11 protein-coding genes and 5 pseudogenes are annotated in these 26,190 nt (G+C 58.4%); 11 read left to right on the top strand and 5 right to left on the bottom strand.

Going from position 1 to position 26,190, the window contains the following annotated elements; all coding sequences use genetic code 11:
- The 3 genes and pseudogenes from GA0061099_RS34135 to GA0061099_RS40565 form a co-directional block, all read left to right on the top strand.
- Positions 1-324 (top strand): annotated as a pseudogene (locus tag GA0061099_RS34135) (IS4 family transposase); the annotation flags it as partial.
- Positions 325-932: 608 nt separating this feature from the next.
- A complete protein-coding gene (locus tag GA0061099_RS34130) occupies positions 933-1,148 on the top strand; it encodes a cold-shock protein (protein WP_074448271.1) in 216 nt (71 codons plus the stop codon).
- 70 nt (positions 1,149-1,218) lie between these two features.
- A complete protein-coding gene (locus tag GA0061099_RS40565; RefSeq protein WP_141697712.1) occupies positions 1,219-1,626 on the top strand; it encodes a hypothetical protein in 408 nt (135 codons plus the stop codon).
- A 2,005-nt stretch (positions 1,627-3,631) separates the two neighbouring features.
- On the opposite strand, the pseudogene GA0061099_RS34120 reads toward GA0061099_RS40565, so the two are convergent.
- Positions 3,632-3,896 (bottom strand): annotated as a pseudogene (locus GA0061099_RS34120) (IS3 family transposase); the annotation flags it as partial.
- A 734-nt stretch (positions 3,897-4,630) separates the two neighbouring features.
- Here GA0061099_RS34120 and GA0061099_RS42245 point away from each other — a divergent pair.
- From GA0061099_RS42245 to GA0061099_RS34085, 5 genes and pseudogenes are all read left to right on the top strand, one after another.
- Complete coding sequence (locus GA0061099_RS42245) at positions 4,631-4,915, top strand: transposase (protein WP_036031100.1); 285 nt, start codon at positions 4,631-4,633, stop codon at positions 4,913-4,915.
- A gap of 777 nt (positions 4,916-5,692) precedes the next feature.
- Positions 5,693-6,376 (top strand): annotated as a pseudogene (gene panC, locus GA0061099_RS41550) (pantoate--beta-alanine ligase); the annotation flags it as partial.
- A 695-nt stretch (positions 6,377-7,071) separates the two neighbouring features.
- Positions 7,072-10,176 carry an efflux RND transporter permease subunit gene (locus GA0061099_RS34095; protein WP_036031113.1) on the top strand — a complete coding sequence of 1,035 codons (3,105 nt, stop codon included), beginning with the start codon at positions 7,072-7,074 and terminating at the stop codon, positions 10,174-10,176.
- Between the two features lie 546 nt (positions 10,177-10,722).
- Positions 10,723-11,418 (top strand): sulfite exporter TauE/SafE family protein, encoded by a 696-nt coding sequence (locus GA0061099_RS34090; protein WP_225114359.1) that lies wholly within the window; start codon positions 10,723-10,725, stop codon positions 11,416-11,418.
- Positions 11,419-12,473: 1,055 nt separating this feature from the next.
- Complete coding sequence (locus tag GA0061099_RS34085; RefSeq protein ID WP_193375219.1) at positions 12,474-12,992, top strand: MFS transporter; 519 nt, start codon at positions 12,474-12,476, stop codon at positions 12,990-12,992.
- 46 nt (positions 12,993-13,038) lie between these two features.
- Here GA0061099_RS34085 and GA0061099_RS34080 read toward each other — a convergent pair.
- The 3 genes and pseudogenes from GA0061099_RS34080 to gmd form a co-directional block, all read right to left on the bottom strand.
- Positions 13,039-14,371, bottom strand: a pseudogene (locus GA0061099_RS34080) (IS701 family transposase); the annotation flags it as partial.
- 843 nt (positions 14,372-15,214) lie between these two features.
- Entirely contained in the window at positions 15,215-16,234 is a 1,020-nt protein-coding gene (locus tag GA0061099_RS34070) for a GDP-L-fucose synthase family protein (RefSeq protein WP_036031105.1), read from the bottom strand.
- A complete protein-coding gene (gene gmd / locus GA0061099_RS34065) occupies positions 16,215-17,300 on the bottom strand; it encodes a GDP-mannose 4,6-dehydratase (protein ID WP_036031108.1) in 1,086 nt (361 codons plus the stop codon). Before gmd ends, GA0061099_RS34070 begins: the two co-directional genes overlap by 20 nt.
- A gap of 1,473 nt (positions 17,301-18,773) precedes the next feature.
- Here gmd and glmS point away from each other — a divergent pair.
- Positions 18,774-20,600 carry a glutamine--fructose-6-phosphate transaminase (isomerizing) gene (glmS, locus tag GA0061099_RS34060; RefSeq protein ID WP_036031111.1) on the top strand — a complete coding sequence of 609 codons (1,827 nt, stop codon included), beginning with the start codon at positions 18,774-18,776 and terminating at the stop codon, positions 20,598-20,600.
- 1,396 nt (positions 20,601-21,996) lie between these two features.
- A pseudogene (locus tag GA0061099_RS34050) lies at positions 21,997-22,273 on the top strand (DUF736 domain-containing protein); the annotation flags it as partial.
- Positions 22,274-22,419: 146 nt separating this feature from the next.
- Here GA0061099_RS34050 and GA0061099_RS34045 read toward each other — a convergent pair.
- Positions 22,420-23,934: an integrase gene (locus tag GA0061099_RS34045; RefSeq protein WP_074448269.1), complete on the bottom strand. Its 1,515-nt coding sequence runs from the start codon at positions 23,932-23,934 to the stop codon at positions 22,420-22,422.
- A 731-nt stretch (positions 23,935-24,665) separates the two neighbouring features.
- Here GA0061099_RS34045 and GA0061099_RS34040 point away from each other — a divergent pair.
- Positions 24,666-25,490 carry a hypothetical protein gene (locus tag GA0061099_RS34040; protein ID WP_036031251.1) on the top strand — a complete coding sequence of 275 codons (825 nt, stop codon included), beginning with the start codon at positions 24,666-24,668 and terminating at the stop codon, positions 25,488-25,490.
- Positions 25,491-26,190 lie beyond the last annotated feature (700 nt).

Genomic DNA, 26,190 nt, shown 5'->3' with positions numbered 1-26,190 from the left:
CTAATGGCGGTCTTCTGCATTCTCAGCTGGCGCGTCCTCTGGCTCACCATGCTCAATCGCATCGCCCCGGACGCGCCACCGAAGCTCGCACTGACGAATACCGAGATCGCATTGCTCGATCGACTCATCAGCGGCGCCAGCCATCGACGATGTCGCCCTGGAACCCTTGCATTTTATCTCACCAAGCTTGCACGATTGGGTGGCTACCTGGCCAGGGCGGGCGATCCGCCGCCTGGAAATGTTGTCATCTGGCGCGGCCTCTCAAGACTCACAGATATCGAACTTGGCGCCGAAATCGCAACGGCTGGAAATGTGGGTAATTGAAAGCCTCACCGGACGGTTACGACCTTGCGCGGCACTTAGCCAGCCGAGGCGCCACGCTGACCTAAAGAGTGTTGGCCATCAGGGCCTGTGAAACAGGCAGTGTGATTTTGCGGAGGGAGGGTTCCTGGTTCATCGTAGCCAGCGGGAGCGAAGATGAAACAGAAACCCGGACCGGGCAAAGCACCGGCAGAACAAACTGTAAAAAGACCTTAGGCGACAGACCCGCCGGCAGTCGGCGGAAGAGAGGATCCGCATGGTGCTGTGCGCGGCAAGGAGAACATCTCGAGATCTGCCGCCCAGAAGGCATTGCCGCCTCGATGTATTGCAGCTGGTTCAAGGAGTTGTCTGACGACGGACGTCAGCTCTCAAACGAATGTCGACAACTTGACCCTGCAGCCCCGCTACGAAGTCCCTGCAGAACCTCCAATTCTCAATTCGGCACGGCCCTTGCTTGGTTAGGGGTATCATCACGTATTGCTCCAGATACGGCGATGTTAGGGGCGGGCTCGGCGCCGCGAGTGTCTGGTCCGCCCCGCCGATTTGCTGTGGCTTGCGACTCCGGCGCCTAAGCGGCCATGCCATAGCCTCGAACACACGCTAGATCAGAGATGCAAACTGGAACGGTAGTCTCCTACAGTGTTGAGACGGGCTGGGGCTTCATCAGACCGGACAATTGCGACGGCATGGATTTGTTCGTGCACATTTCGGACCTTCGCGACTGCACAGGGGCTGATCTGGTGCCGGGAACGCGCGTGTCTTTCGATCGTCGCTTCAACAAACGCCGCTCAAAGTACAGAGCCGCCGAGGTCAGACTAATCAATTGAGATGCCGTATTTTCTGAAGCACGCGTTGCTTATCATTTGATATCGGAACGGCGATGCAGGAGCGCTTCCCTTGCAGGGCGCATTAATATTGACGGCTTCCTCTCTTTACGTTCAGGTCGACCTTTTGAAGAAACTCGCCGACTCCAAGACTCCTTTTGGCGTAGTGACGTGTCACCTGGATGTCGCTGAGCAATCCTGGTCAAAATCGTTCGATGAAGAATCGAAGATGTTGGACCATTTTAGGACGCCGGCATCATCTGACGGCAGCGTTTCGGCACGGACCTCGGACAAATACGATCGTCCCCAAAACAACCGAAACTGGACGGCCGCGCCGACGGAAAGACTATCATACACGGGATTCGGCAACGCCCGCGGTGACGCTCAGCGTATTGCAGTCGACGATCTTGACGAGATCCTAGCCACGCCGCGTGTATTGGCCATCGGTATGTTCCAGACATGCCAACAACGCCGGCGTTGAGCGTAGCGAAGATCAGACACGAACAGGCGCGGCATGATTTGCCGGTCGAGAAACTTGCTCGCTCTCGACCTTAAGCTCGGCCAGCCGCTGATCGAGTTCTCGGATCGAGTTAACTACCTCGAGGCCGAACTCGCGTCAGCCCGCGACGGAGTCTTCATCGGGAGTCCTACAATGATGCTCCTTTGCTGCGTCCAAGTGCGCAGCACCTCCAGCGCTTTGATGTCACCGTGATTGTTTCAGATCTCGCAGGAGAGCCAGATCTCGGCTGCGCGATTGGGAGTACTGGACGCGTTATCTTCACCGGCGGTCCGATCGCACAATTCCGTCGGTTTCTTACGCGCTATGGGCTCTGATGCTGCTGCCCCTACGACTCTTTGCCGCCTTCCACGGCCTTTGTCGCCGTACTTGACGCCGATTTCGTTTCGCAGACGCCGCTTTCAGAATCGGGTTCCGCCTTACCGTCGTTCCGTTGCTCAATCCGGCGAAATGGTATTGGCGCGCTGTTCTCCTGGGAGCGGTTGCCATACTGTCTTAGCGCTATGTGGTTTGGCGGCTTGGCCGATACGCTGGTGCGACTCGGCTGGACTGCGGACGCGCTTCCCCATCCGGACTTAATCGAGCAGACGTTGGCACTGTTTAAGGAGCCGAGCGTTGTCGAGTTGAGGATTCGCATGCTCGAAGTCTTACTGTGCCGTCCTCGTCCATTGCGGCTCGAATCAACCCGGACTTGACGCCTTATCGTGGAGGAATACGGTGATCTGTTGCCGTACTCGAGCGCTCGTTCCTATCGACGAACAGATGCTCTTCAGATCGTCCCAGAGCTAGTTGGGGGGATCAAGTCGGGCTGGAGGACGGGCGCAGTCCGCCCCTGCCATAACTTGCGCGATCGACGATGCTTGTCAAAGTCGAGATCCAAGACAGCGCGTCGGCCAAATCGGCAGCGTCCTTCATCAAAAGCCGCGTGAAGATGACGTCGGCCTGGCATGCGGCCTGTCCGGTCACAACGCCGAGCACAGTCCATCCGAACCCATCCCGTCAGATCGCGTAGCGAGCTAATCTGGGTGAGAGCTCGATCGCGTTTCACCACTGTGCTCATAGCCGACGCGGCGCTATGGGATGCTTTGCCACTCAGACAAGTCTCGCGGGATACCCATCTTTGTAGGATCTCCAGCCCACGGCCAATGACATCTCCCGTTTGCTAACTCTTCTGCTGCTATGACTGGCGAGATATACTGGCCTAAAACCTGACCATCAGACAGGAGAGCGCATCCTCTCGGCACGATAATGATCTCGGCTAGCCCGCCGTATGTTTCATACCTTCATTTCATAGCTAACTACCGGGTTAACCCCTTTGATATCGACGGCAGCGCAGCGCGACTCGGCGCCTTCAGTCAAGTGAACTCGACGCTGTCCCTGCCGCGCCCACGCTGCCGGTGAAGTTAGCCACGACGTGACTCCGCGCTTGTGCTGGTCCGAAAAAGCGCTGTCCCTACCACGCCCCACTAACTTCAGTGGCCAACCTCGCCATAACAACGCTAACCACCTCGCCTTCGCGGGAGTATCTCAAGCTCCCACGTGCTGGGAATTGTAGCGCCAAGAGCGATCATGGGACGCCTACCAGGATCGGTAGCTGGCCCACGGCGTAAGGGCGCGCTATCAGTGTGGTAATGGCCGCACGAGATGGGCACATGCGCATCAACACGATTGCCCGCGCCAAGCTTGGGCAACTACGGGCGCTCACCTCAGCCACGTAGAAACGGGCCCCCGAGCATATCTGGCGAGGATGCAGACAAGCCGGCACTACAGCCGTGGTGATACGGGCGCGGCGTGTGCACGTTCACTGACTATTCTGCCGCGCTTCCAGTTCTATACAATTTGTCTCTCTGCGCATGCCCGGCGCAAGTTCATCAAAAAGGCATAGCAGTTGTCACCGCCGCGTCTCCTGGACCCTCGAACGCGAAAGCACCGACTGAGCTGCTGCCGGTTTAATGGACACCGGGTTCAGCTAAAGCCGTTTGCGCTCGAACTCAACCGGGCTGACATAGGCGTGGTCGAGTCCCTGCGGGTCTTGTTGTAAAATCTTTCGGTTTAGCTGAACACATCGGCGCGTGCCTCGTCTCTGGTTCTGTAAATCTTTCCTGCCGTCCGTTCGGTCTTGAGAAGAGAAGAAGCTCTCCGTCGCCGCATTGTCCCACACTCCCGGAACGGCTCATGCTGCAAACGATGCCATGGTCGGCCATCAGGCGCTGGAACTGCTCGCTCGTGTGCTGGCGCAGCAGTCGGGTGCTCTCGTGATGATGGATAATACCTGGGCGACACCGCTACTTTCACGCCGCCACCACATATCACGCTGGTTGCCGACGCATTCCTCGGGATGCGACAGCAAATGACGCCGCATGGCCGGCGCTAGGGGCGCGCCCTCATCAGTTCGGAGAGGTCGCCGGGCCCAGAGATATCCATTTGGCCTTGCTGAGACTACGCACCCTCACGGTCCGCAAACAGCATTGGGAAAACGGCCTTAAGCTGGCTCAAGGCCTGCAAGCCAATCCCGCTGTCGATCGTGTTTTGCACTCAGCACCGCCAGAGGCCCATGTGAAACTGCCGTCCTCCCAAAAAACCAGTTCCCCGAGGTTCGGTGAATGCCAATCACCCGTCGCATTCGCACCTCCTGCCAGACACGATGAGCCGAGAACTTACAGCTGGTCGCCTCTGACTCGCCCGGTTGCGCCGAGAGTCGGAATCCGTAGTTGTCGTGTCGCCCGCAGCTCCCGTCAGGTCATTTGGAACCGAGAGTTGTTAGGCGCGAGCAGCCTTTTCGGAGTTGTGCTGAAGCTGATGCCGCGCGCTCAGCTAGCGAGCGTAGCAGGGACAGCGTCGGGTTCTCACTCACTCGGGCGCCGAGGCACGTCCGCGCTGCTCCGGAAGCGACCTGCGTGCATCGACAGCTAGGAGTCCAAGCCGAGGCACCGGAAGCACGGTGCGGGCAGCCCGATACGCACGACACATGCAGGCCGCATTGATATCACGCGGACTGCGCTGCAGGATCAGCCGGTTCAACAGCCTCCAGAAGCTGGCGAGCGATTTCGGGCTCAACCCGCGGATGCGGCTGTCGGGACTGGGAGCTGCCCATCACGGCCGCATCAGCAAGATCGGCCGCAACTATGCGCGCGCCATGCTAGTCGAGGCGGCCTTGGCTGCGACCAAGGCGCCCGGTCCACTGCATCGTTTGGTACTGCCGGTTCTGCCCGCGGCGGGCGATCCTAGCGATAGGCTATCGCACGCAGGTTAACTCCAAGGCCGCACGCCCATCTCACAGGTTGTCCGTCACGGTCGGGGTGAGTCCTAGTGGCTCCAAAATGTCGTCGGCATAGGACCAGCTTCGGCTATGCCAACGTATAGCTTTCGAAGGAGTTCCTCCGCTGGCATTTTTGAGGAGGACACGATCACTGGGATAGCCGAGGACGCGGAGGCCATACAGTTGATCACACTTAAACCTGTTCAGATGAGTTTCGTCATCCTGATTTGGACTGTACTGCGCACCAGAACGCGAACGCGGAGATCGCAGACCAAGCTTGGCAATGCGCTCGGCACGGAACAGGCTGGCCCGGGGCTGGCGGACAGTTCTTCTCTAGAACCGCATGAATTCAGGGCTAAGAGGTTAACTTGAAGGTGGCCCTCCGTTCTCCTCGCTGGACCAAACGGGAAGATGAACTGTTGCGCGAGCTTGTTGACGCAGGCGCGCCTGTGGAATCCATTTGCGAAACGCTCAACAGGTCCGAGCCGGAACTTCGGAGGCGCGGCTACTACATTGGCCTACCAAGGAAATGGTTTAAGCGAAGAGTCGCCTTCTGACGTTAAGGCCGCGCTCGACTGCGATCCTGGTTTTGGCTAAGTAAGGCCACTAACTGAGGCCGCCTCTTTCATTCAGTAGAAGAGGCGACGTCGACCTCCGGGCCCGCCGGCATACGAGGATGGTAAGCGCGCATTTTGGCGCGCGGCTATGCGCTCAGTCGGCCGGCGGCACGATCTGACGCCGGGCTGGGTTGATTGAGCCCGGCGATCGAACGTCGGCATCTTCTTCAACCCCACTCATTTCGGACCGAACGAGGATCTCGGCACCTACCCGCGCGACTTCTTGCAGGATGAGGGACTGTGCCGCGACGCCCGGTGTTGCGTTCCTCTTTGCGCCGGATGCACAGGAAGTTTATCCGATTCATTTCGAGATCTTCATTGAACCGGGCGACCTCGCCAAACCTCTTTGCGGAGCCTTCAGGGCTGGACAGTTTCGCGGTGTCGCGACTGTCGTATGCAAGTTGTTGAACATGGTGCAGCCCGACGTGCTGTTTTTTGGCCAGAAGGATCTTCAGCAATGCGCAGTCGTGCGTCGCATGGCGGTTGATCTCAATCTCCCAATTGAGATCGTCCCGTACCGACCGTTCGCGAGCAGAATGGGCTCGCGATGAGCAGTCGCAACCGGTATCTCAGCAAGGAAGAACGTCAGCGGGCCCTTGCGATCAATCGTGGACTCTCCGCCGCGCTCGATGAATTCCGCTGGGGAGAAAGGCTAATTCCGATCGCCAAGGGGCATTTAGAGACAGTTGACCGACTCCAGTATCTTGAACTTGTGGACGGTGACACGCTCAACGCCGCCGACAGTCCACTGCGACGCCCCGCGGCGCTTTGTGCAGCATCCTACGTTGGCTCGACCCGGCTGATTGACAACGTAATACTGGCGTTGCCAACTCCGTAGCACACTGCGTAGCCCAACATTACGGAGCATATTGAGCTGGAAGAAGTGCTCAAGCCAACTTTTCCGTACCAAGGGCGAACTCCGAGCCGACGTTGTTCAGCGAGTTAGCGATGCGAGTGGGGTGCTTGCGGAATGTTGTAGGACCGAGAACTTTGCGTCTGGCAAGTTCACGAGTTTCGCGGGGCTGCGACCAGCGAGCGTTTCGACAAACCTTGGTATAGCGTTTTGTAGCCCATTCTATATTGCCCACTTACCTTTGTAGAGTTGAGCACCCGTCAGGTCGTGTGTACTTTCGATGTCGAATCCGCATCATTCGATCGACGGGTCGGCGCGAAGCTCGAAGTGACGCCTTGCTAGAAGTCGCTGCGTTCCAATCAGGTGTGAGGACAAACATCTTGAGTCTGACCGTTGGCCGGTTGAACGAAAAAACACTAGGGGGCTGTGTCTTAAGAAGGTGCCCACTATTCGAGATCGCGATGATTGATCAGAACAGCGCAACCAACCTTCATTCAAGCGACGAAGATGAAGAAGCGAAGGATTGGGCGCGCTATGCTCAGCAACGTGTGAGTCCTTAGAGTAGCCGACAACGCTTCCCTCATACTACGGGCTTTAGCGCAGTCGCCGCATTGATGATCATTGCTGTACACCGCAATTTGCTGGCGTATTTGCATCCCCCTCTGGAAATGCGAGTCGAGATGGCATTTACCGAGCTTTTCATCAAACGTCCGGTATTGTCTATTGTCGTCAGTCTCCTGATCTTGCTGATCGGCTTTCGCGCGGCCACCGTACTGCCGATCCGGCAATATCCCAAGCTATCTAATACGGTCGTCAATATCACGACTTCCTATCCTGGCGCCTCCGCCGACATGATCCAGGGATTCATCACGACTCCCCTGGAACAGGCAGTCGCTTCCGCCGAGGGCGTCGACTACATCAGTTCCTCATCGGTGCTCGGTACCTCGACGATCCAAGTCTACGTCAAGCTGAATTTTGATCCCAGCGAGGCGCTCACCGAGGTGCTCTCCAAGGTCAACTCAGTCAAATATTTAATCCCCAAGGAATCAAACGATCCTGTCGTCACTAAGTCGACCGGTCAGACCACCGCTGTCATGTATATCGCCTTCTCCAGCGAGGAATTGACGGCAAGCGCGATCTCCGACTACCTCTCGCGCGTCGTGCAACCCGTTATGGCAACCGTCGATGGCGTCGCAGCGGCAGACATCCTGGGCGGCCAGAGTTTTGCGATGCGGCTATGGCTGGATCCTACGAAAATGGCAGGGCACGGCGTGTCGCCAGCTGAAGTTTCGGCGGCAATCGCCGCTAACAACTTCCAGGCCGCGGCCGGCCAGACCAAGGGCAATTTCACTATCTCCGATGTCACTGCAAACACGGATCTGCGGAGTGTTGATGATTTTAAGCGCATGATCGTCAAAGCCAATGACGGCGGCTTTGTGCGCATGGAGGACATTGCCGTAGTCGAGCTTGCCGCGCAGACCACAGACATCAGCGTCGCCATGAACGGCGAGCACGCGGTCTTTATCGGCGTTCAGGCGAGCCCGCAAGGCAATCCGCTAAACATAGTGCGAGGCGTTCGGGATCTGTTTCCAGAGATGGAGCGTAACTTGCCGCCGTCACTGAAGATGAAAGTCGCCTACGACTCCACCAAGTTCATTCAGTCATCGATCGATGAAGTGGAGAAGACGCTCATTGAGGCCGTCGTTGTCGTGGTGGTGGTGATCTTCCTGTTCCTGGCCTCGCTGCGGTCGGTCATCATTCCTGTAGTCACTATTCCTTTGTCGCTCGTGGGTGTCTGCAGCATGATGCTGGCGCTCGGGTTTTCATTCAATCTCCTGACCCTTCTTGCCATGGTTCTCGCGATCGGTCTCGTGGTCGACGACGCGATCGTGGTGGTGGAGAATATTCATCGCCATTTAGAAGAAGGTGCGCCGCCTGTCCAAGCTGCTACGAGGGGCGCGCGAGAGATCGTCGGCCCCGTTGTATCCATGACCATTACCTTGGCTGCGGTATACGCCCCAATCGGATTTCTCGGCGGCCTCACCGGTGCGCTGTTCCGCGAGTTCGCGTTTACGCTAGCCGGAGCGGTGATCGTGTCGGGCGTGATCGCTTTGACGCTGTCGCCGATGATGTGCTCGCTCTTCCTGCAGCGCGCTGAGGAGGGGCGGGTCGCAAGATTTGTGAACCGCGGGTTCGGCGCCATGACACGATGGTACGGCCGCAAACTCGACCGCTCGCTCGACTATCGTCCGATTACCGGGCTGTTTGCGCTGACCATGTTGGGCCTCGTCGGCTTTCTCTATATGAATATTTCCAAGGAACTCGCACCCGAGGAGGACCAAGGTATCGTATTCGCTCTAATCAAGGCGCCGAAATACGCCAATATCGACTACCTCGACTACTACGGTACCAAGCTTGAGAAAGCGTTACAGAAATTTTCCGAGACTGATTTGAGTTTCGTGCTCAACGGCGTTAGCGGCCAGCAGAGTGGCTTGGCCGGCATGTTGCTCAAGCCATGGGACGAGCGCAAGCGATCATCGACCGCCCTAAAGTCCCTTGTCCAAGCCGAGCTGTCGAAAATCGAAGGGATTAACGCGTTTGCCTTTAGCTTGCCGCCACTTCCCGGCGGCTCTGGTGGCCTACCAGTGCAGATGGTGATCAATTCGACGCTTGGCTTCCAATCCGTCTACGAGCAGATGTCGAAGCTGAAGGATGCCGCGCGCAAGAGCGGTCTGTTCATGGTGAGCGACTCCGACCTCGAGTTCAACCAGCCGGTGGTAAGAATCAAGGTTGATCGATCTAAGGCCAACGAGCTTGGCATCACCATGCAGACCATCGGTAGCGCGCTCGCCACCTTACTTGGCGGAAACTACGTCAATCGCTTCAATCTGCAGGGGCGCTCCTACCAGGTGATCCCGCAGGTGCCACGTGAGGAACGCCTGGCGCCGCAAGCAATCGGGAGCTATTATGTGAAGACTGCGACGGGGGCGATGCTCCCGCTGTCTACCGTAGTCTCCATCGAGACTGCGACCGATCCGAACGCGCTCACCCACTACAATCAGCTCAACTGCGCGACCTTTCAGGCCGTGCCGATGCCCGGCGTCACGATCGGTCAGGCTGTGGACTTCCTGGAAACCGAGGCAAAAAAACTGCCCGCAGGCTTCAGCCACGACTTTCTCGCCGATGCCCGCCAATATGTGCACGAGGGTAACCAACTGGCGCTTACCTTTGCTTTTGCAATCATCATCATCTTCTTGGTGCTTGCGGCCCAGTTCGAAAGTCTGCGCGATCCCCTCATCATCATGATCAGCGTGCCGATGGCAATCGTCGGTGCCTTGATCCCGCCATTCTTTGGCTGGGCGACTATGAACATCTACACTCAGGTTGGATTGTTGACGCTGGTCGGGTTGATTTCCAAGCACGGCATCCTGATGGTTGAGTTCGCCAATGAGCTGCAGCTCAAGGAGAGGCTTGACCGTCGCTCGGCTATAGAGATGGCGGCGCGCGTCCGACTGCGTCCAATCTTGATGACTACGGCAGCGATGGTCACGGGCTTCATACCCTTGTTGACTGCAACGGGAGCTGGCGCCGCGAGCCGCTTCTCGATCGGGCTCGTGCTCGTCGCTGGCATGTCCGTCGGCACGCTATTCACGCTCTTCGTGTTGCCGGCGGTCTATGTCGCGGTCGCGTCCGATCACCGTGCCGATGCGAGCTCCGGCCGCGCGAAGATCGCCGCCGAGCTTGACCTCACCAGCGCTGCTGATGCCCAGCTGGCCAAACGATGACTATAACTTCAATCCAGGTTCGCTCAGTGTGGCGAGCGAAGGAGCCTGCGACCGGTTCACGCTGGGGGAGGAGAGAATTTATGCTCGCCCGATAAAAGTGGCCTTGCCAACTATCCCAAGCGCTATTGAAGGAGAATTTCCGTCTGACTGCCCGCGTTGCTTTGCTAGGCAAAAAAAGGATGACACTGAACCGCTTAGGATTTTGACACGAGTTCAATTCCGTGGGAACGGTCGTCAGGAGCCCCCGCATCCGTGACCGACGCACTTACGGCTTTCGACACGAGGACCATTGATCGACAAACCGAAAACAGACTGACACGTATTGCTGAGTGATCGTAGTTACTGGGAAGTGCAGCACAGCTTCTGTTGTACGACGGAAGTCGAGAACAAGAGCAACTGCTGAACGCGGACAACGGCCACTGCCAGTGTGAAGACGGGCGGGGCTGCTAAGCGAGTGGTCAGATCCGCCGCAATCGTGAAGACCAATGGCCGCGCTGGTTCCCCGACGCGTGAACCGACGCCCTCCGGAGTGGGAAAGTTAAGGAAATGCCTGAGTTTGATGCTGCTATGTGGTTTCTGGCCGCAACGACGTGTTTTGCGGCCTTTGTAAATGGAGCCATCGGCTACGGCTTTTCGTCGCTCACTGTACCCCTTGCCCTGGTTTTCTACACCAATCGCATTCTCAACCCCGCCATTGTCACCATCGAGGTCTTCGTCAACGTTTACGTCCTCCTCATCAATCTGAAGGGCGTGCGGGTGGTTTGGAGACGAGTGTTCCCCATCTTGCTTGGACTCTTGCCGGGCATTGCGCTCGGCGGCTACGCGTTGACCTCGCTCCAGCCGGGCTGGATCAAATTCGCCACCTACACGATCATCCTGCCCCTGATCCTGCTGCAAGCTGCAGGTTGGCGCCGCCCTATCGAAGCAAGCTGGCTGATCGGCCTGCCATTCGGGTGGATGCTGGGCATCCTCTATTCGGTGACGACTATCTCCGGCCCTCCGTTGGCGATGCTGTTCAACAACCAGGGCTTGGTCAAACACGAATTTCGCGCCGGTCTAGCGCTGGTTCGCGTGGCGGAATCGAGCGTGACCGCCTTCGTCTATTATCAGCTCGGCTTGTTCATTTCCGAAAGCGGCAGCTTGCTCTATGTTTTTATACCCAGTGTCATGCTTGGCATCCCGCTGGGGTCCTACGTCATTCGTCGGCTTGATCCGGAGACGACGCATCTGTATGAGCGTTGACGCTTGGATCGTGGGCTTCGGTTTGTCACGGGTGCTGATCGAGCTCGATCTAGTGCAGAGCGCCTGGGCTTATAGCGTGATGGCGGCGGCCATACTGATCGATCTCTGCCTGCTATACTTGTTCCTTACCACGCACAGTCCGATTTGGTCAGAGCGACGGTCTCGGCGAACTGCGGATATAAGCGGTTGAACGATGCCTGCGGGCACCTCGGTATCGAATGCGCGCGCGTCCTGGACCTGATCGACGCCCCTCTCTTCGGCGGCGACAATGATGGCATGGAAATCTGGTTGATTGCCCCAAGACAGCCCAGGGCACCGGCGCCGCGAGTTCGGGATCACAGGACAGCCCTGAACTTTTGGACACTGAATCGAAGTGGCTGTGCCGGCGGCGACCCGCTGGTCCAGAACAAACGAATGATTCGAGACACGACACATCGAGCGCGGCGCGGGGAACCATCTGGCCACCTAAAACCAGGACGATCGAATATCAAAGGTATCGGGCCGACATTGACCGCTTGCGATGTGATAGCGGTCCTCTTTGTGTTGATCTTGCGAGTCAGCGCCGTTACTCGTGAGAGCTTCCGATTTTGCAAAAGCTGTCGGAAAACCTACAGCCGTGCTAGCGCCAACTACATAGAGGCGTGGGCCGCAGTTGGCTTTGTAGGCTTTGCGACAGGCCATACTGAGCGTTGCGCCTGCGGCTGTCGCAGACCAGCAAAAACTATCACCCTCGTATGGGCTGGCTCATCCGGGAAAGATCAGCCGAAACACCGCATTCACGGGCTCGACGATCACTGCTACTTGTCGCTCGCCCTGTGACGTAGTCCAGTATTTGTGACGGCATCGCATTTGCAGGGATGAAGAAACGTCAACTTGAGGCCATCATCGTCGAACCGCTATGCAGGCGACGCATCGCAGGATGAGGGGCGCCGCGCTCGCGAGCCCGTTCTGTCAGGAGCGCCCGTGATACCATCTGCCAATGGGTCTGCCGGCCTGCTTGGGACGCGGCTGACATTTTTTGTGGCCGGATTCGGCCTCGCGGCCTGAGCACCTTAGTGCCGCTCGCCAAGGAGCAGCTCGCGACGGATGACCGCATGCTTGGTCTACTGCTGCTCTGTCTCGGAACAGGATCCGTCATCGCGATGCTTTCGACCAGCGTGTCGAATGCGGTATGGCAGCAAGCCCCCTATCCTCGCGGTGGAGTTGGACTCGCGATCATCCTGCCGTGCCTTGCAATTGCCGACACACCTGTCAGGCTCGGTGCCACGTTGTTTGCTTTCGGCGTTTCACTCGGCTCGATCGATGTAGCCATGAACATTCATCCGATTGAATTGGAGCGCGCAACCGGCCGTCCATTGATGTCCGGCTTTCACGCCCAGTACAGCATTGGGGAATTCACCGGCTCTGCCGCCGTGACCTCTTTCCTGTCGCTGCAGCTTGGCTCGCTTTTCTTGACGGTCGTCTGTTCGCCGCTAGTGACGATCGCGACTGTGTCGGCCTGGCCGGGGTTGCTCGCGACGGGTTCGAGACAGAGGGATCATTGTTTGTCTTGCCCCTTCGCAGTGTGTTGCTAGCACTACTTTGGCAGAATGTGTTTGCGCCATCGTTTTTCAAGGATTTGGCTTTCGGCAATATGGGCACTGCTGAGACGGCGGCCGAAGGATGAGATCGACGATGGCGTGACGTACGGCGGGCATGGTTGGTTGAGGCGGAGGCCCGTTGATTCCTTTTTTTCGTCCCGCGTATGCGAGGCGACGATGTTGCAGGAAGGCGTAGGCAATCATTGTCATCAGGGCGTGGCGATGAAGACCTTGCCATGATCGCCCCTCGAAGAAGTCCAAGCTCCTCCTTCAATTGCTGATGCGCCTGCTCACAAATCCACCGTGCCTTGATGGTTGCGGCCAGCGTGCGCAGATCCGTCGCCGCCGGAAGATTGGCGAGATAGTATTTCTTCTCCCCGGAGGCACGTTGCTCGCCAATGAGCCAGGCTTCGTCGCCTGGGAGATGCTGCTGACCTTTATCCCATATCCGCTGCGGAGGGCCGTCGGCGGTCCGGACACGGAGAGCAGCAAATTGGGCTTTGAGCCGACCTTTCGTCCCGCTACGCCAACTCACGGTTTTCCATTTGGCGCTGGCCAGCATTTGTTCTGCCGCAATCGATAAGATATCAGGCACGTGGTGCTTTCGTGGTTTCCCGCGGACCTTGGTAATCGGCCAAATGAGCTTCACATCGACCGGATACACTTTCAGGTGCCGAGGGATGCCGACAGCCCAGGCCAGCCCGCGCTCTGTTAGCCCTTGTCGAAACGGCGCGCTGAGGCCGTATCCTGCATCCGCTAGCACACATCCAAAGTGCACGTGGCTGCCATCGCGCGGTCAATCTCGGCCAAAGCAATCTCCGGCTTGGACCGTGGCGTTCGGTGTTCGACTGGCACGCGAGCGCGCTTCAAACGAGACACGTCGCTTGTCCAACTGTCAGGCAGAAAGAGACGTAACGCGATCATCACTGGCACTTCGCCGCGCGCAAGCGTTAAAGACACCAGCGTTTGGCAATTTGCCGTTTTACCGAGAGCCGACGCGTATTGAGCCGCAACACCGACCGAGCGCTCACCCTTCTTCGGCAGTGAGGTGTCATCAATAATCAGCACCGCATCCCTGCCGCCGACAAGTCGGTCCGCCTGGTCGAGCAGCTCTGTCTCCAGCGGCGTCGCGTCCCAGACACCATCCGCAATGAAATGGTGCAACTGGTCGTAGTTGCTCGTGGCAAGGCGTTCCGCCATCGGCTGAACGCTTTGCGATCGCCAGGACCGATCAATCCCGCAACATACAGAGGACACATCCGCTGCCGGGTCTTATGACCCAGTCGGGCCAAGAACGGCATCAGCCAGGGTTCGAGTTCGTCTTCCCATCCCGGCATGGTCAGCCCTCCAAGAGCCGACCACCCATGAATCATTGAAAAATTGATTCGGGAATCCTAGAAAACGCGACTAAATCAAAAATCTGCCAAAGTAGTGCTATAGCTGTGCTCGGTCCATCACCTTTCTTGTTGAAGGTGCAATGCTCGATTGGAGCGTTTTTGCTTCTCGTTGAACGAGATCTTCTCGCGGAGACGCACGGGGCATTGTCTGTATGCTCTTCTCAATCGTAATGAGCGCAGGGCGTTTCAGCGGAGATGCCGTGGTGGCGCGAATCGGCGACCGTGCCACATTGATGCTCGGGACTCTGCCATCGTGACAGGCTTCTTGGCTGTGTGGCCGTCCCGTTGCGTTGACTGCTATGGCGGGGTTCCTGCTTATTGGATTGGGTATTTCAAATGTTGTACCCGTACTGTGTCGCCGCGCCGGCAACAGAAAGTGATGCCAGCAGGCGTTGCGATCGCGGTCATCACGACAGCCGGACGCGGGTATACTCATCGGCCCGCCGGCATCGGGCTCGTGGCACACATGTTTGGCTTTCCCTTGTCGTTCGGGATATTGGGCGCGCTCACGTCCATCGTTAAGCTGTCGGCGAGGATGATGACAGATCATGGCTAAGCCGTGGTCGAGAGGAAAGGGACACGAGAACGCTTCTGGCTAATGATAGTCCACCGGTCGGCGTTTAGCGGCTTAGAGTCGATGAGCTCTCAATTGATGGCAGCAGGTCTCGATGATGGCGTTCTCCTTTTCCTGAAACTCGGTTGGCTGTGTCGTAGTAGGATACACCGCGTCACTCGGGTTCTTGGCGTCCAACTGAGCGCGGTTGTTGACAATGAACGCTTGTCAACTGGGAAGCAAAATTGATTGTTACGTGAGGTCAGCTAGGCTGGACGTTCACCGCCGCTTGATACTAGGATCGGCCCGTTATCGGAAACAGGCAGATCACTCTGGTGCCGTCCATCGCTGTCGGCGCGATACGCCCGGTATGCCAGCGGAATCCCGTCCTCAAGCGAGGTCGTGGCGCGCCAGCCGAGCCCGGACAGCCGCCCGACGTCGAGCAGCTTGCGCGGCGTGCCGTCCGGGCGCGACGCGTCGAAGCTGATCTCACCGCGAAAACCGACGGCAGCCGCCACCATGAGTGCTAACTCGGCGATGCTGATGTCTTCGCCGGTGCCGATATTAACCAATTCCGGCGAGGAATAGGTCTTCATCAGATGGATGCAGGCATCGGCGAGATCGTCGACGTAGAGAAATTCGCGGCGCGGCGTGCCGGTGCCCCACACCACGACGTTGCCGCCGCCCGAAATCTTGGCCTCGTGGAAGCGGCGGATCAGCGCGGCGACGACGTGGCTGTATTCGGGGTGATAATTGTCGCCGGGGCCGTAGAGGTTGGTCGGCATCACGCTGATGAAATCGGCGCCGTACTGGCTGCGATAGGCCTCGGCCATCTTGATGCCGGCGATCTTGGCGATGGCATAGGGTTCGTTGGTCGGCTCCAGCGGACCCGCCAACATCGAATCCTCTCGCAGCGGCTGCGGCGCCAGGCGCGGATAAATGCAGGAGGAGCCGAAGAACATCAGCTTCTCGCATCTAGTGGCATGGGCCGCCTGGATCACGTTGCTCGATATCGCCAGATTGTCGTAGAGAAACTCGGCGCGCAGCGTGTTGTTAGCGACGATGCCGCCGACCTTGGCGGCGGCGAGGAACACGGCTTGCGGCCGCTTCGCGGCGAACCAGGCATTCACCGCGGCCTGGTCGCGCAGGTCGAGCTCGCTGCGCGACACGGTCAAGAGATCGGCCTGTTCGCGTGCCAGCCGGCGCATCAGCGCCGCGCCGACCATGCCGCGATGACCCGCAACGAAAACCGTCTTGCCCTTCAGTTCAAAAGCCGTGCTTGCCATTGGACGCGCCCTGCCTGGCTTCGACGAGATCGCTGGCGACCATTTCCTTCACCAGTTGCGAGAATGGCGTCTTCGGAACCCAGCCGAGCTTCGCGCGCGCCTTGGCGGCGTCGCCGATCAGGAGATCAACCTCGGTCGGACGGAAATAGCTCGGGTCGATCTGCACCAGGGTCTTGCCGGACGCCTTGTCCACGCCGATCTCCTCGACGCCCTTGCCGCGCCATTCGACGCTGCGCCCGACCTCGGCAAACGCCAGCTCGACGAACTCGCGAACCGACCGCGTCTCGCCGGTCGCGAGCACGAAGTCGCCAGGCTCGTCGGCCTGCAGGATCCTGTGCATGCCCTCGACATAGTCGCGGGCATGGCCCCAGTCGCGCTTGGCGTCGAGATTGCCAAGATAGAGCGTGTTCTCGAGGCCGACCTCGATGCGGGCGACGGCGCGGGTGATCTTGCGCGTCACGAAGGTCTCGCCGCGGGTCGGGCTCTCATGGTTGAACAGGATGCCGTTGCTGGCGAACATGCCATAGGCCTCACGGTAGTTCACTGTGATCCAGTAGCCATAAAGCTTGGCGACGCCATAGGGCGAGCGCGGATAGAATGGCGTGGTTTCCTTCTGCGGCACCTCTTGCACGAGCCCGTAAAGCTCCGAGGTCGAGGCCTGGTAGAACCGCGTCTCCTTTTCCCTGCCGAGGATGCGGATCGCTTCCAAAAGGCGCAGCACGCCGATTGCGTCGGCGTTGGCGGTGTATTCCGGACTCTCGAAACTGACCTGGACGTGGCTCTGGGCGGCCAGATTATAGATCTCGGTCGGCCGGATCTCCTGCACCAGCCGGATCAGATTGGTCGAATCGATCATGTCGCCATAGTGCATAAGGAACGGCACGTTGCCGGCATGCGGATCCTGGTAGAGATGATCGACGCGCGCGGTGTTGAACGAGGACGACCGGCGCTTGATCCCGTGCACAGTGTAGCCGAGACCGAGCAAATACTCGGCGAGATATGCGCCGTCCTGCCCGGTGACGCCGGTGATCAGCGCAACGCGCCGCTTTGAGTCCTGAGCCGCCATGGTCTCTCTTGGTTGCGAAGCCGTTTCTCGAGGAATCTAGATGTGCAAGCCCGCTCCACTCGCAATTAGGAAAGCGATCGCTAGCGTCAGTCATAAACATCATGTAGGAATGCGCACTATATACATTGATTTAAATTGGACTGGAGTGCCAACACATTCATCTTCAAAATATAAAGTCAACTAACGCTCGCATCCTGGCTGATGTCCGCGATGATCCTAAGTAGGCGAGATGGATTCGATCGCCATTGCGAGCGCCAGGGCGCGCTTGTCCAGGGCGCTATCTCCAATGAGATAGGAGCAGAGGGTCTGTGCTCCTTATCTATCCTCAGTCGCACGTACGCATTCGCGTGGTCTTGCCCTGGCTTGGGAGAGCGACGAGCTGAGGCCGTAGTCGTCAATGCATTTGTCGGATGACGGATGCAAGCCAGCACACAGTCAAACCTGCGCGTCAATTCGCAGTCTACAAGGCGCCCGTACCGTTAACTTCCGGACAGAACACCCGGTCTTGACAGTCGACTCCTCAACCGTAATCAGCGCCGTTGCCAAGATCCAGCTCGCGGCAGGCAGCGGACGGTCGACGCAAGGCAAAATGAGAAAGAGTAGCAAACATTGGTATAGATCCTCGAACGTTTCGATAATCGAAAGTTTACGTTCGTACAATAGAGCTTCGCTGCCAATCGTTTAGTCTCGACGAGCGTAACTTGCCTCGGTCCGAGAATGATGAGTCTCTTAAACCCGCGCCGGAAAAATGTTTCCAGTAACACAGGACAATTCACGTTAGAGCGGCGGCGCAAATATATCGGCAGCATACCATGTAGAAGCCGTGGGCAGGTTTCATCTTTCTATCTGCCCAATGGAGCGCAGCTGAGACGGAACGTGAGCCTCTCGACAGTCAATGAGTGACACGCAAGGACTCAGTTACTGCCACTCAAGTGCCGCCCGGTTCGCCGGCTTCGCTGCTCACTTCCTTGAGAATTTGAGCGGCAAGTCGTGAAATGGCTCACAGTGATGATGATGAGCCGAACAAGACAAGATGTTTTATCGTAGCATAATTGGCTGCCAATCTGGTTCGAATGTCCTTAATCTAAGGAGCCAGACTATTTGCGCGATATGGCCTCGCAGCGGCTTTATGCGACGACGACAGCTATCGTCGCAACCCGAGCAAGTCTGTTTTTGTCGGGATTGGATGTCGCACCACCGTTTAAGCGCACCTGCATTCTGGCTCTTCTCAAAGCGGTCACGCTATTCGCAGTCGCATCCCAGTCTGTACTCGATGGGCAGCCAAGAACGGAATGTAGCCGGACGAAGCGATGATGGCTGAAAGAGATCTAACTCACGCTTGTGAATGCGGCGGCGATACTGGCGGCCGCGACAAAACCCGAACTTCACACCTGTTATCGCAAGCGAATTTCGTAACGGGGTTCCCGTGAGGGGGAATGTCGGGCTTCTTGAACTTGGGCAGCACTGATCGATATGTGTGGAATTGTCGGCATCTTGGGGCGTGGTCCGGTCGTTGGGCAGTTGGTCGCGTCGCTCAAGCGATTGGAATATCGTGGCTATGACTCCGCAGGCCTTGCGACCCTCGAGGGGCTCCGTATCGAGCGGCGACGCGCTGAAGGCAAGCTGAGAAACCTTGAGGAGCGGCTGCGCTATTGTCCGCCGTCGGGTCGCACCGGTATTGGTCACACCCGCTGGGCTACTCATGGAAAGCCGACCGAGCGCAATGCTCATCCGCATGCGACGGAAAACGTAGCGGTCGTTCATAACGGGATCATTGAGAATTTCAGCGAGCTGCGGGCCGAGCTGGAGGGCAATGGAGCCCATTTTGGCTCAGAGACGGACACCGAGGTGGTGGCACATCTCGTCGAATCTTATCTCAAGAATGGCTGCTCGCCGCAGGATGCGGTACAAGCTTCGCTGCCGCGGCTGCGCGGTGCCTTCGCGTTGGCATTCCTTTTCAAGGCCCAAGACGATCTTTTGATCGGTGCGCGCAAGGGGTCGCCCCTTGCGATCGGACATGGTAACGGTGAAGTGTATCTAGGATCGGACGCGCTCGCGCTCGCGCCTTTGACCGACACCATTACCTATCTTGAAGACGGCGACTGGGCGGTGCTTACACGCACGACGTGCGTGATTTATAGCGCAGGCGGCTCCGTCGTCCAGCGGGAAACATCAAAGTCGGGCGTATCGTCACTCCTTGTGGACAAAGCGAATTATCGCCACTTCATGGCCAAGGAGATCCACGAGCAGCCGACAGTGGCCGGCAAGACATTGGCGCATTATCTCGACATGCCGGCCAAGCGCGTCGCCCTGCCGCTCACATTGCCGTTCGACTTTAAATCCATTCAGCGCATCTCAATTACCGCGTGCGGCACGGCGAGCTATGCCGGGCACATCGCCAAATACTGGTTCGAGCGGCTGGCGCGCTTGCCTGTCGAGATCGATGTAGCGTCCGAGTTCCGCTACCGGGAGGCGCCTCTGCGCCGGGGTGATCTCGCCATCGTCATCTCGCAGTCGGGCGAAACCGCTGACACACTAGCTGCGTTGCGATACGCCAGGGGCCAGGGCGTGCACACGATATCTGTGGTCAACGTCCCGACCTCGACGATTGCGCGCGAGAGTGAATCCGTTCTGCCGACACTGGCGGGGCCAGAAATCGGCGTCGCCTCTACAAAGGCATTCATCTGCCAGCTGATGGTATTGGCGGCGCTTGCCGTCGCAGCAGGCAAAGAGCGCGGTAAGCTGTCTGAGATCGATGAATCAAAGCTCGTGCGTGAGCTTATCGAAGTGCCGCGGTTGATTGCTGCGGCGCTGTTGATCGAGCCGCAGATCGAGAAGCTCGCGCGTCATATCGCCGACTCGAGGGGCGTGCTCTATCTCGGTCGGGGCACATCGGCCCCCCTGGCGTTGGAGGGCGCACTCAAGCTGAAGGAAATTTCCTATATCCACTCAGAAGGTTATGCCGCCGGCGAGCTCAAGCACGGACCGATTGCACTGATCGATGAGACCGTGCCTGTGGTGGTGATCGCGCCTTACGACGAGGTCTTCGAGAAGACCGTCTCGAACATGCAAGAAGTTGCCGCTCGGGGCGGCAAGATCATCCTAATCACGGATGCGAAGGGTGCTTTGGAAGCGACGGTGGACACACTCATGACCGTTGTGCTGCCGGAGGTGGTCGCAAGCTTTACGCCGATGATCTATGCTATTCCGGTTCAGCTCTTGGCTTACCATACCGCCCTCGTAAGGGGCACGGACGTGGATCAGCCGCGTAATCTCGCAAAATCGGTGACTGTCGAATGAGGCCGCAGTGTTAGTGTCTGAGCATTGAGGCCTCCGCGTCGAGGTGTTGGCTTGTGTTTGGTCGCGTCGAGTTCGTGGAAACGAAACCGGACAAGTTCTCAATCTTGCTGTCTCCGAAGTTGCGTAGCTGTCGTATAATGCCGAAGCCGACGAGCAAGTCGGTGCAGACAGCTTCGGGCCGCTCCGTCGCGGCTTATTCACTGGAAGCGCATACGCGCGACAACTTACTTTGCCCAATTGCCAGCATGCGCGCCCTGTGGGGCAAGTTGAGCATGCGCTTCGCCCCCGGGGGGATTGCGATTAGCAGTCCAGTTTCTCCCTTAGATCGCGCGTATCAACGGCTCATTGAATCCGGTTGGGCCACAGGCGCCGTACACCTGCTGCCTGTCATCAAAAGAATTGTTGGAAACCGGACACTCCCGCGCAAGGTCAAGGGCTTAGAATCAAGCAGATGGTTCGCCGTACCGGAAGGACGCGGCGCCCCCGGCTGTATATGCGACAGGCGAGTACTATTGGCCATTATCTGGCGCAGCGACAGCCGACCCGCTCGCATAGCAGGATCAACCAGCGTTGCGGCGACGCGGGATTTAGCACGACTGGCAAATCCGGTTGGTGGGCGAGCGATCGCATCGGCCTCCCACCGCGGTGCCGCAGATCTGTTTGACAGAAGAACCGCTGCTCATTCTCGGCACGGGAATTGCTGTCCCGCTCCTCGAACGCAACTGGAAATGGACCAAAAGGTCGTAACCGCTACAGGGCGGGCTGGAGAAAGGCCTGGCAACGGCAGATAGCGTCACATTGAAAGGAGTTGACCGGAGCAGGCATTCAGCGTGCCCGCGAGTCTTGTCGTTCAGATACACTCAGAGCAGCCCGAGCGTCGAGGCCCGACCGATCATCGCAGAGTGGCAGTTTCGTGGCAGTCGTTGTGCGGCATAGACCAAAACGGCGACGGATCACAGATATGGCTAGCCGCTCTCGTCAACGGGGCGTCCAGCCGACCTGCGATCGCGGAAGCGGAGATCCGTCTACCTGTAATGAAGAGAGCTAATCAACATTGGATTCGGTTGCGCCAGCTCTTTCAGTGGACCCGCAAATCGCCACGTTCTGCTTGATGTCAGCTCTGTTCGGATCGAGCGCGCCAAACGGCCTCTTCGATGGATTGATCTGGCCGAAGGACGGCTGACGCCTCGACCGACTATGGCGCAACGGCGCCGATCGATTTCTTCTCCTGCCGGCTGCGCCGTCATTCCTTGCGAAACAAGAAATTCGCCTGGTTTTCCATTCTCCGCTGGTGCTTCGGCCTCTTCGGGGTACGCCGTCGATCGCCTCCGGCTTGTCGATCACCATCGAGGCCGCAAGGTGCGGGCTCGGGAAACAGAGATCAAGGAGAACTACCATGGCGATCATCGGCACCTTCAAGAAGACCGGCAACAACGAGTTCAAAGGCGAATTCGTCACCCTCTCGCTCCAGGAGAGGAACGTGCGGATCGTCCCCGAAGCCAGTCGCTCGCGCAACAACGCTCCCAACCACCGGATCTATGTCGGTCGTGTGGAGATCGGGGCCGCCTGGTCCAAGCGGTCCAACGAGGGCCGCGATTATCTCGGCCTCAAGCTCGACGATCCGAGCTTCCGCTCCGATCCTCTCCAACCTGCGCGGCGGCGATCAGGGTGAGACGCCGTATTGCCTCACGTATCGATGCTCCCGGGCGCGATCGGTTGCCTCATTTATTTTGCTCCTGGCTTGGGTTGAGGAGGAGGCCGGGTGCGGAGATGGCCGGGGTTTCGGAGCGCCCGGCCTCCTCCGCTGGCAGCCGCTACATCATTGCGTTGTCGTGACCTCTGACCTTGGTGGCATTTTCTCCGTAGGAGCGAACAGCAGCGCATTCGCTTGCTCGCTGCGCCAGGATTTAAGCCGCCGTTGAAGCGTTCGAAGAAGCTTGTTCGGGTAGGCTCCAGGATATTTCACCTGCAGGCGGGAGAGCAGTTCGCTGCCAGTCCGCCAGGGCTCGGCTTCAAACCATTTTCGCAAATCTGGCGTTGCGCGAATGAGCGGGTCGGGACGACGCCGGCCTCTTTTCGCCTTCACGATTGGCCGATCCGTCGGTCGCATAGCTCCGTCCTTCCAGGCCGTTCGCAGGCATGCCAGGAAGCGATCGGTCGATTGCGATGCCGCAGCAGGATGGACGATTGGTTGGGTATCCGCGAGGGCCGCGAGGCGCTCCTGCGCGTCGCGGATGTCGCGCAACAACGCGACCGGATCGAGAGCGGCATAGATTTCTTGGAGATGGTGGCGGACTGCGTCAGGCGTGCGGGCGTCGGCGGCCAGGCGCTGGTGGGGTGTTGCCGGCGCGCTGTATGTCTTGCGCACACGAGCACCGTCGCGCTGCTTGGCTATCAGCTTGAACGAGGGTTGGAAGAAGTTTACGAACAGCCGCGCTGCTCGATAGAGTTCTGCCAGCAGCTCGGCCGCTTCCAGGCCTTCGAACCGACGATAGCCGACCATCCTGCGCACGACCGCGCCGTTCTTCTGCTCAACGAACGCCTGGTCATTCTTCCGGTAGGGACGGCAACGCGTGAAGACAATGTTGGCTGCCTCGCAATAGCCTTTCAGCGTCTCGTTCATGAACACCGTATCATTGTCAGTATCGAGGCCGAGCAGCGCAAAAGGCAAATGTTTGCGCAATTCCGTCAGCACCGTGCTCAACAGCGTCTGTTCACGCACGATCAGGGGAGCGCACTCTGTCCAGCCAGTAGCAATGTCGGTGAGCACGAGGGTCTGGATAAAGCTGCCGCGCGCAGATGGTCCGCTATGCGCTACAAGGTCAGCCTCGACGAATCCTGGCGCCGGATCGTTCCAATCCGCCGACGTCCGTATTGGAACACTGCGACGCAGAGAATGCGCTGTGTGCCGCCGGCGCTTGCGACCCAATTTTTCTCGGATCGGCACCAATACGCGGTCAATCGTCGCAGCGCTCATCGCCAAAAGCTTGGCGCGGATCTCGGGGGCAAGGTCGAGGTGGCCATGCCGTTCCATCGCCTCTATCAGCGCAGGCATTAACGCCTTCAGCCGCTTCCCGCAGATCCGGTCTGACGCTTCCCAAAGGAGCACGAGCGCGTTGTGTTCTGCCTCATTATAGATCCGACGTCGCGGCCCTCGGCCTGGGCGTGCGTCTTCCTGGCCTCGAAGTAGTCGCATCGCATGCTTGCGATGAAACCCAGTGATGTCGACGAACTCATCTAATATTCGTGCCTTCTTCGCGCGATCCGAATGCCGATAACGCACGCCTGCCGCCGCCGTCAGTTCCTTCCGCGTTGCCATGCTCAGCCGCCCCATCTGCGCCCCCGCTCGTCCCCGATTAGGGGAGCAATTTACGTGAGGCAACGGCTCAGCATCCGGTAACAATTAAGGCGAGGCAATGCGGCTCTCATCCTGATTGTCGCGCCATACCAACCTCTTCGCCGGTGAAGAAGGTGAGGGCCTCAGCTGATCTGGTCTCGTCCCAAGCTCGGAACGGCGACTGAGCCGATCCGCGACGCTTCGCCCGGCTGGCCCGGGCGGGGCATCGCTAAGCTCAAGAGCTGGCCGCGCAGAGCTTGGCGAGCCGGTGCGCATGCCGGATCGATCCCGATCAGTGAGCGCGAGCCTGACCGCCTTGATCGGCCGTCTTCGATTGGTCTCCAATACGGTTGGACGATGTCTCCCCAGTCGGGGCAGATTGCGACGAGACGATCCAGCACCGTAGGATCCCGCTCGATCTGGCCAAGCGCCTGAGATATGAGGCGACGCGGCGGAACTCCGGCTTCAGCAGGTCAATCATCGGTCGACCCGATTCTAATGGAGGAGCATCTCCGAAGTGCTCGCGGCCTCTCATCAAACCTGATGAATGCCAATGGCACGAGCGTGCCGCCGTGTCGCTCAGAAGGAAGCCCTGTGACAAGCCAGCGTGAGGGCGACCGGCAGGACCACGTCAGGTTTTCGTAAGGCAGGTTGCCTATCAGCGCCGCAGGGCCTAGCAAGCCTGAACTAGATGCGGAAAAGAATATCCGACGGGAGCACCAATTGCCATGTATAATCGGATCGATGGCTCGTCCTATTTCACATCCTCTCCGCTTGACGAGGCTGATGAGCAAAACGACGCAGACAGTTTCGCGGATGCGTTTCGGCAACTGCGCTTAGCCCCGCCAAACTCCAGCGGCACTTCGTCTTCGGCAACACGGCCCTATTGGCTTGATTCAAGCCCGCCTGTCGTAGAGATCGATAAGAGGTCGTTCAGAAAAGCAGCAGAGGGCTATCACAGCGACGAAATCAGGAAAATCGCCGATAACCCACAAGAATATTCGGACTTCGTCTCTCAGAAAGCGGCGCGAACTGCAGAGGTTGCTGAGGAGTATGGAACAACTCGAGATTCTGATAACGCGCGATACTTCAGCTATCAATTGGGAAACAAGAGTGTCGGCCTTCTACGAATGGAAGGGGGCGACAGCATGACGAATTTCGACGTGGAAAAGTGGCAGGAGCTGTTTCCCGGGCGACCTGGGACGACCGCCACTGTAGATCTCCAGGTCGTTCATCCGCTTGTCGAGAACGCCGGCGATATTCTGCTCGAGCATCAACTTGGAATGGCCGGTGAACGGCCACTGCTGAATTTGCGTCCGGCTAATCCGGAGGCAAGAGCCCGTGCTGCAAAGATGGGGTTCGTCGAGGTTGACGCCGATAACATGGTTCTCGACCCAGTGAAATCAGACAAGTGGGTGAGGAATGGCGACGGCAAGTGGCAGCGAGAAGGCACCGCTTCGCGGTATCTTCGCAAAGCTGACGACAGCCAAGACCGTAAAATCGAGATGCCAGCGAGTGCTTCAACATACGATTATGAGGATGATTTCATGTGACCATGGAATCACCGGGCATTTGGCCTGGTGGAAAAAATCGATCTAGCCTGCTCCGCACTCCTCTGCGGCGGCGGCGGCGTTTAGCTCAGAGTTCCTCGTTTGGTTCAGAATGCTCTCTCCTCAGTTCACCTTGGCTTAGCAGTTGCTGATTGTTCGCGCTTGGGAAGTAGGGGCCTATTTACAAGCCTATTGCTGAGAATGCTCGCTGCGGCGACGACGTGTTTTGACTCCCGGCCGAGCGGCCGGGACGTGTGGCGCCGAGCACGTTGGACGGCTGGGACCACAACTCTTCCGCAGATGAAGCTTGCGAAGAAATAATGGCGTGGACGCCTGACGATAGTCGGTCGCAACAATGTACAGCGAAGCGGCCGCCCAATGGACAAGCCGGGCCCGCAAGCGTCAACGGACGTAACGATGCGGTGAGCACGAGCATAGTGCAGAACGCTCTCACCAGAACAGGGGTGCCCAATACATGGGGGGCTGCTGAGCGAAGCTCCATTTTCATCGTCACCGCGGTGGGGCTGCACAGTCAATCTCGTGCTTGCCGGGCCATCTCGGCGACTCCGCTCTGCAACGGAATATATAGCCTCGCTCCAGATGGAGCTAAGAAGTGCTTAGGCGCAAAGACGGCTCTGGGTCAGCGTTACCATGAGCGTTGGCGGAATGAGTCGAGTTGGCGTGCCAGCGTCTCTCGCAGGAT

It is taken from the genome of Bradyrhizobium yuanmingense (assembly GCF_900094575.1).
Taxonomy (GTDB): Bacteria; Pseudomonadota; Alphaproteobacteria; order Rhizobiales; family Xanthobacteraceae; genus Bradyrhizobium; species Bradyrhizobium yuanmingense.
The sequence above is the reverse complement of the archived record's forward strand: the minus strand, read 5'-3'. Positions and strand labels throughout refer to the sequence as shown.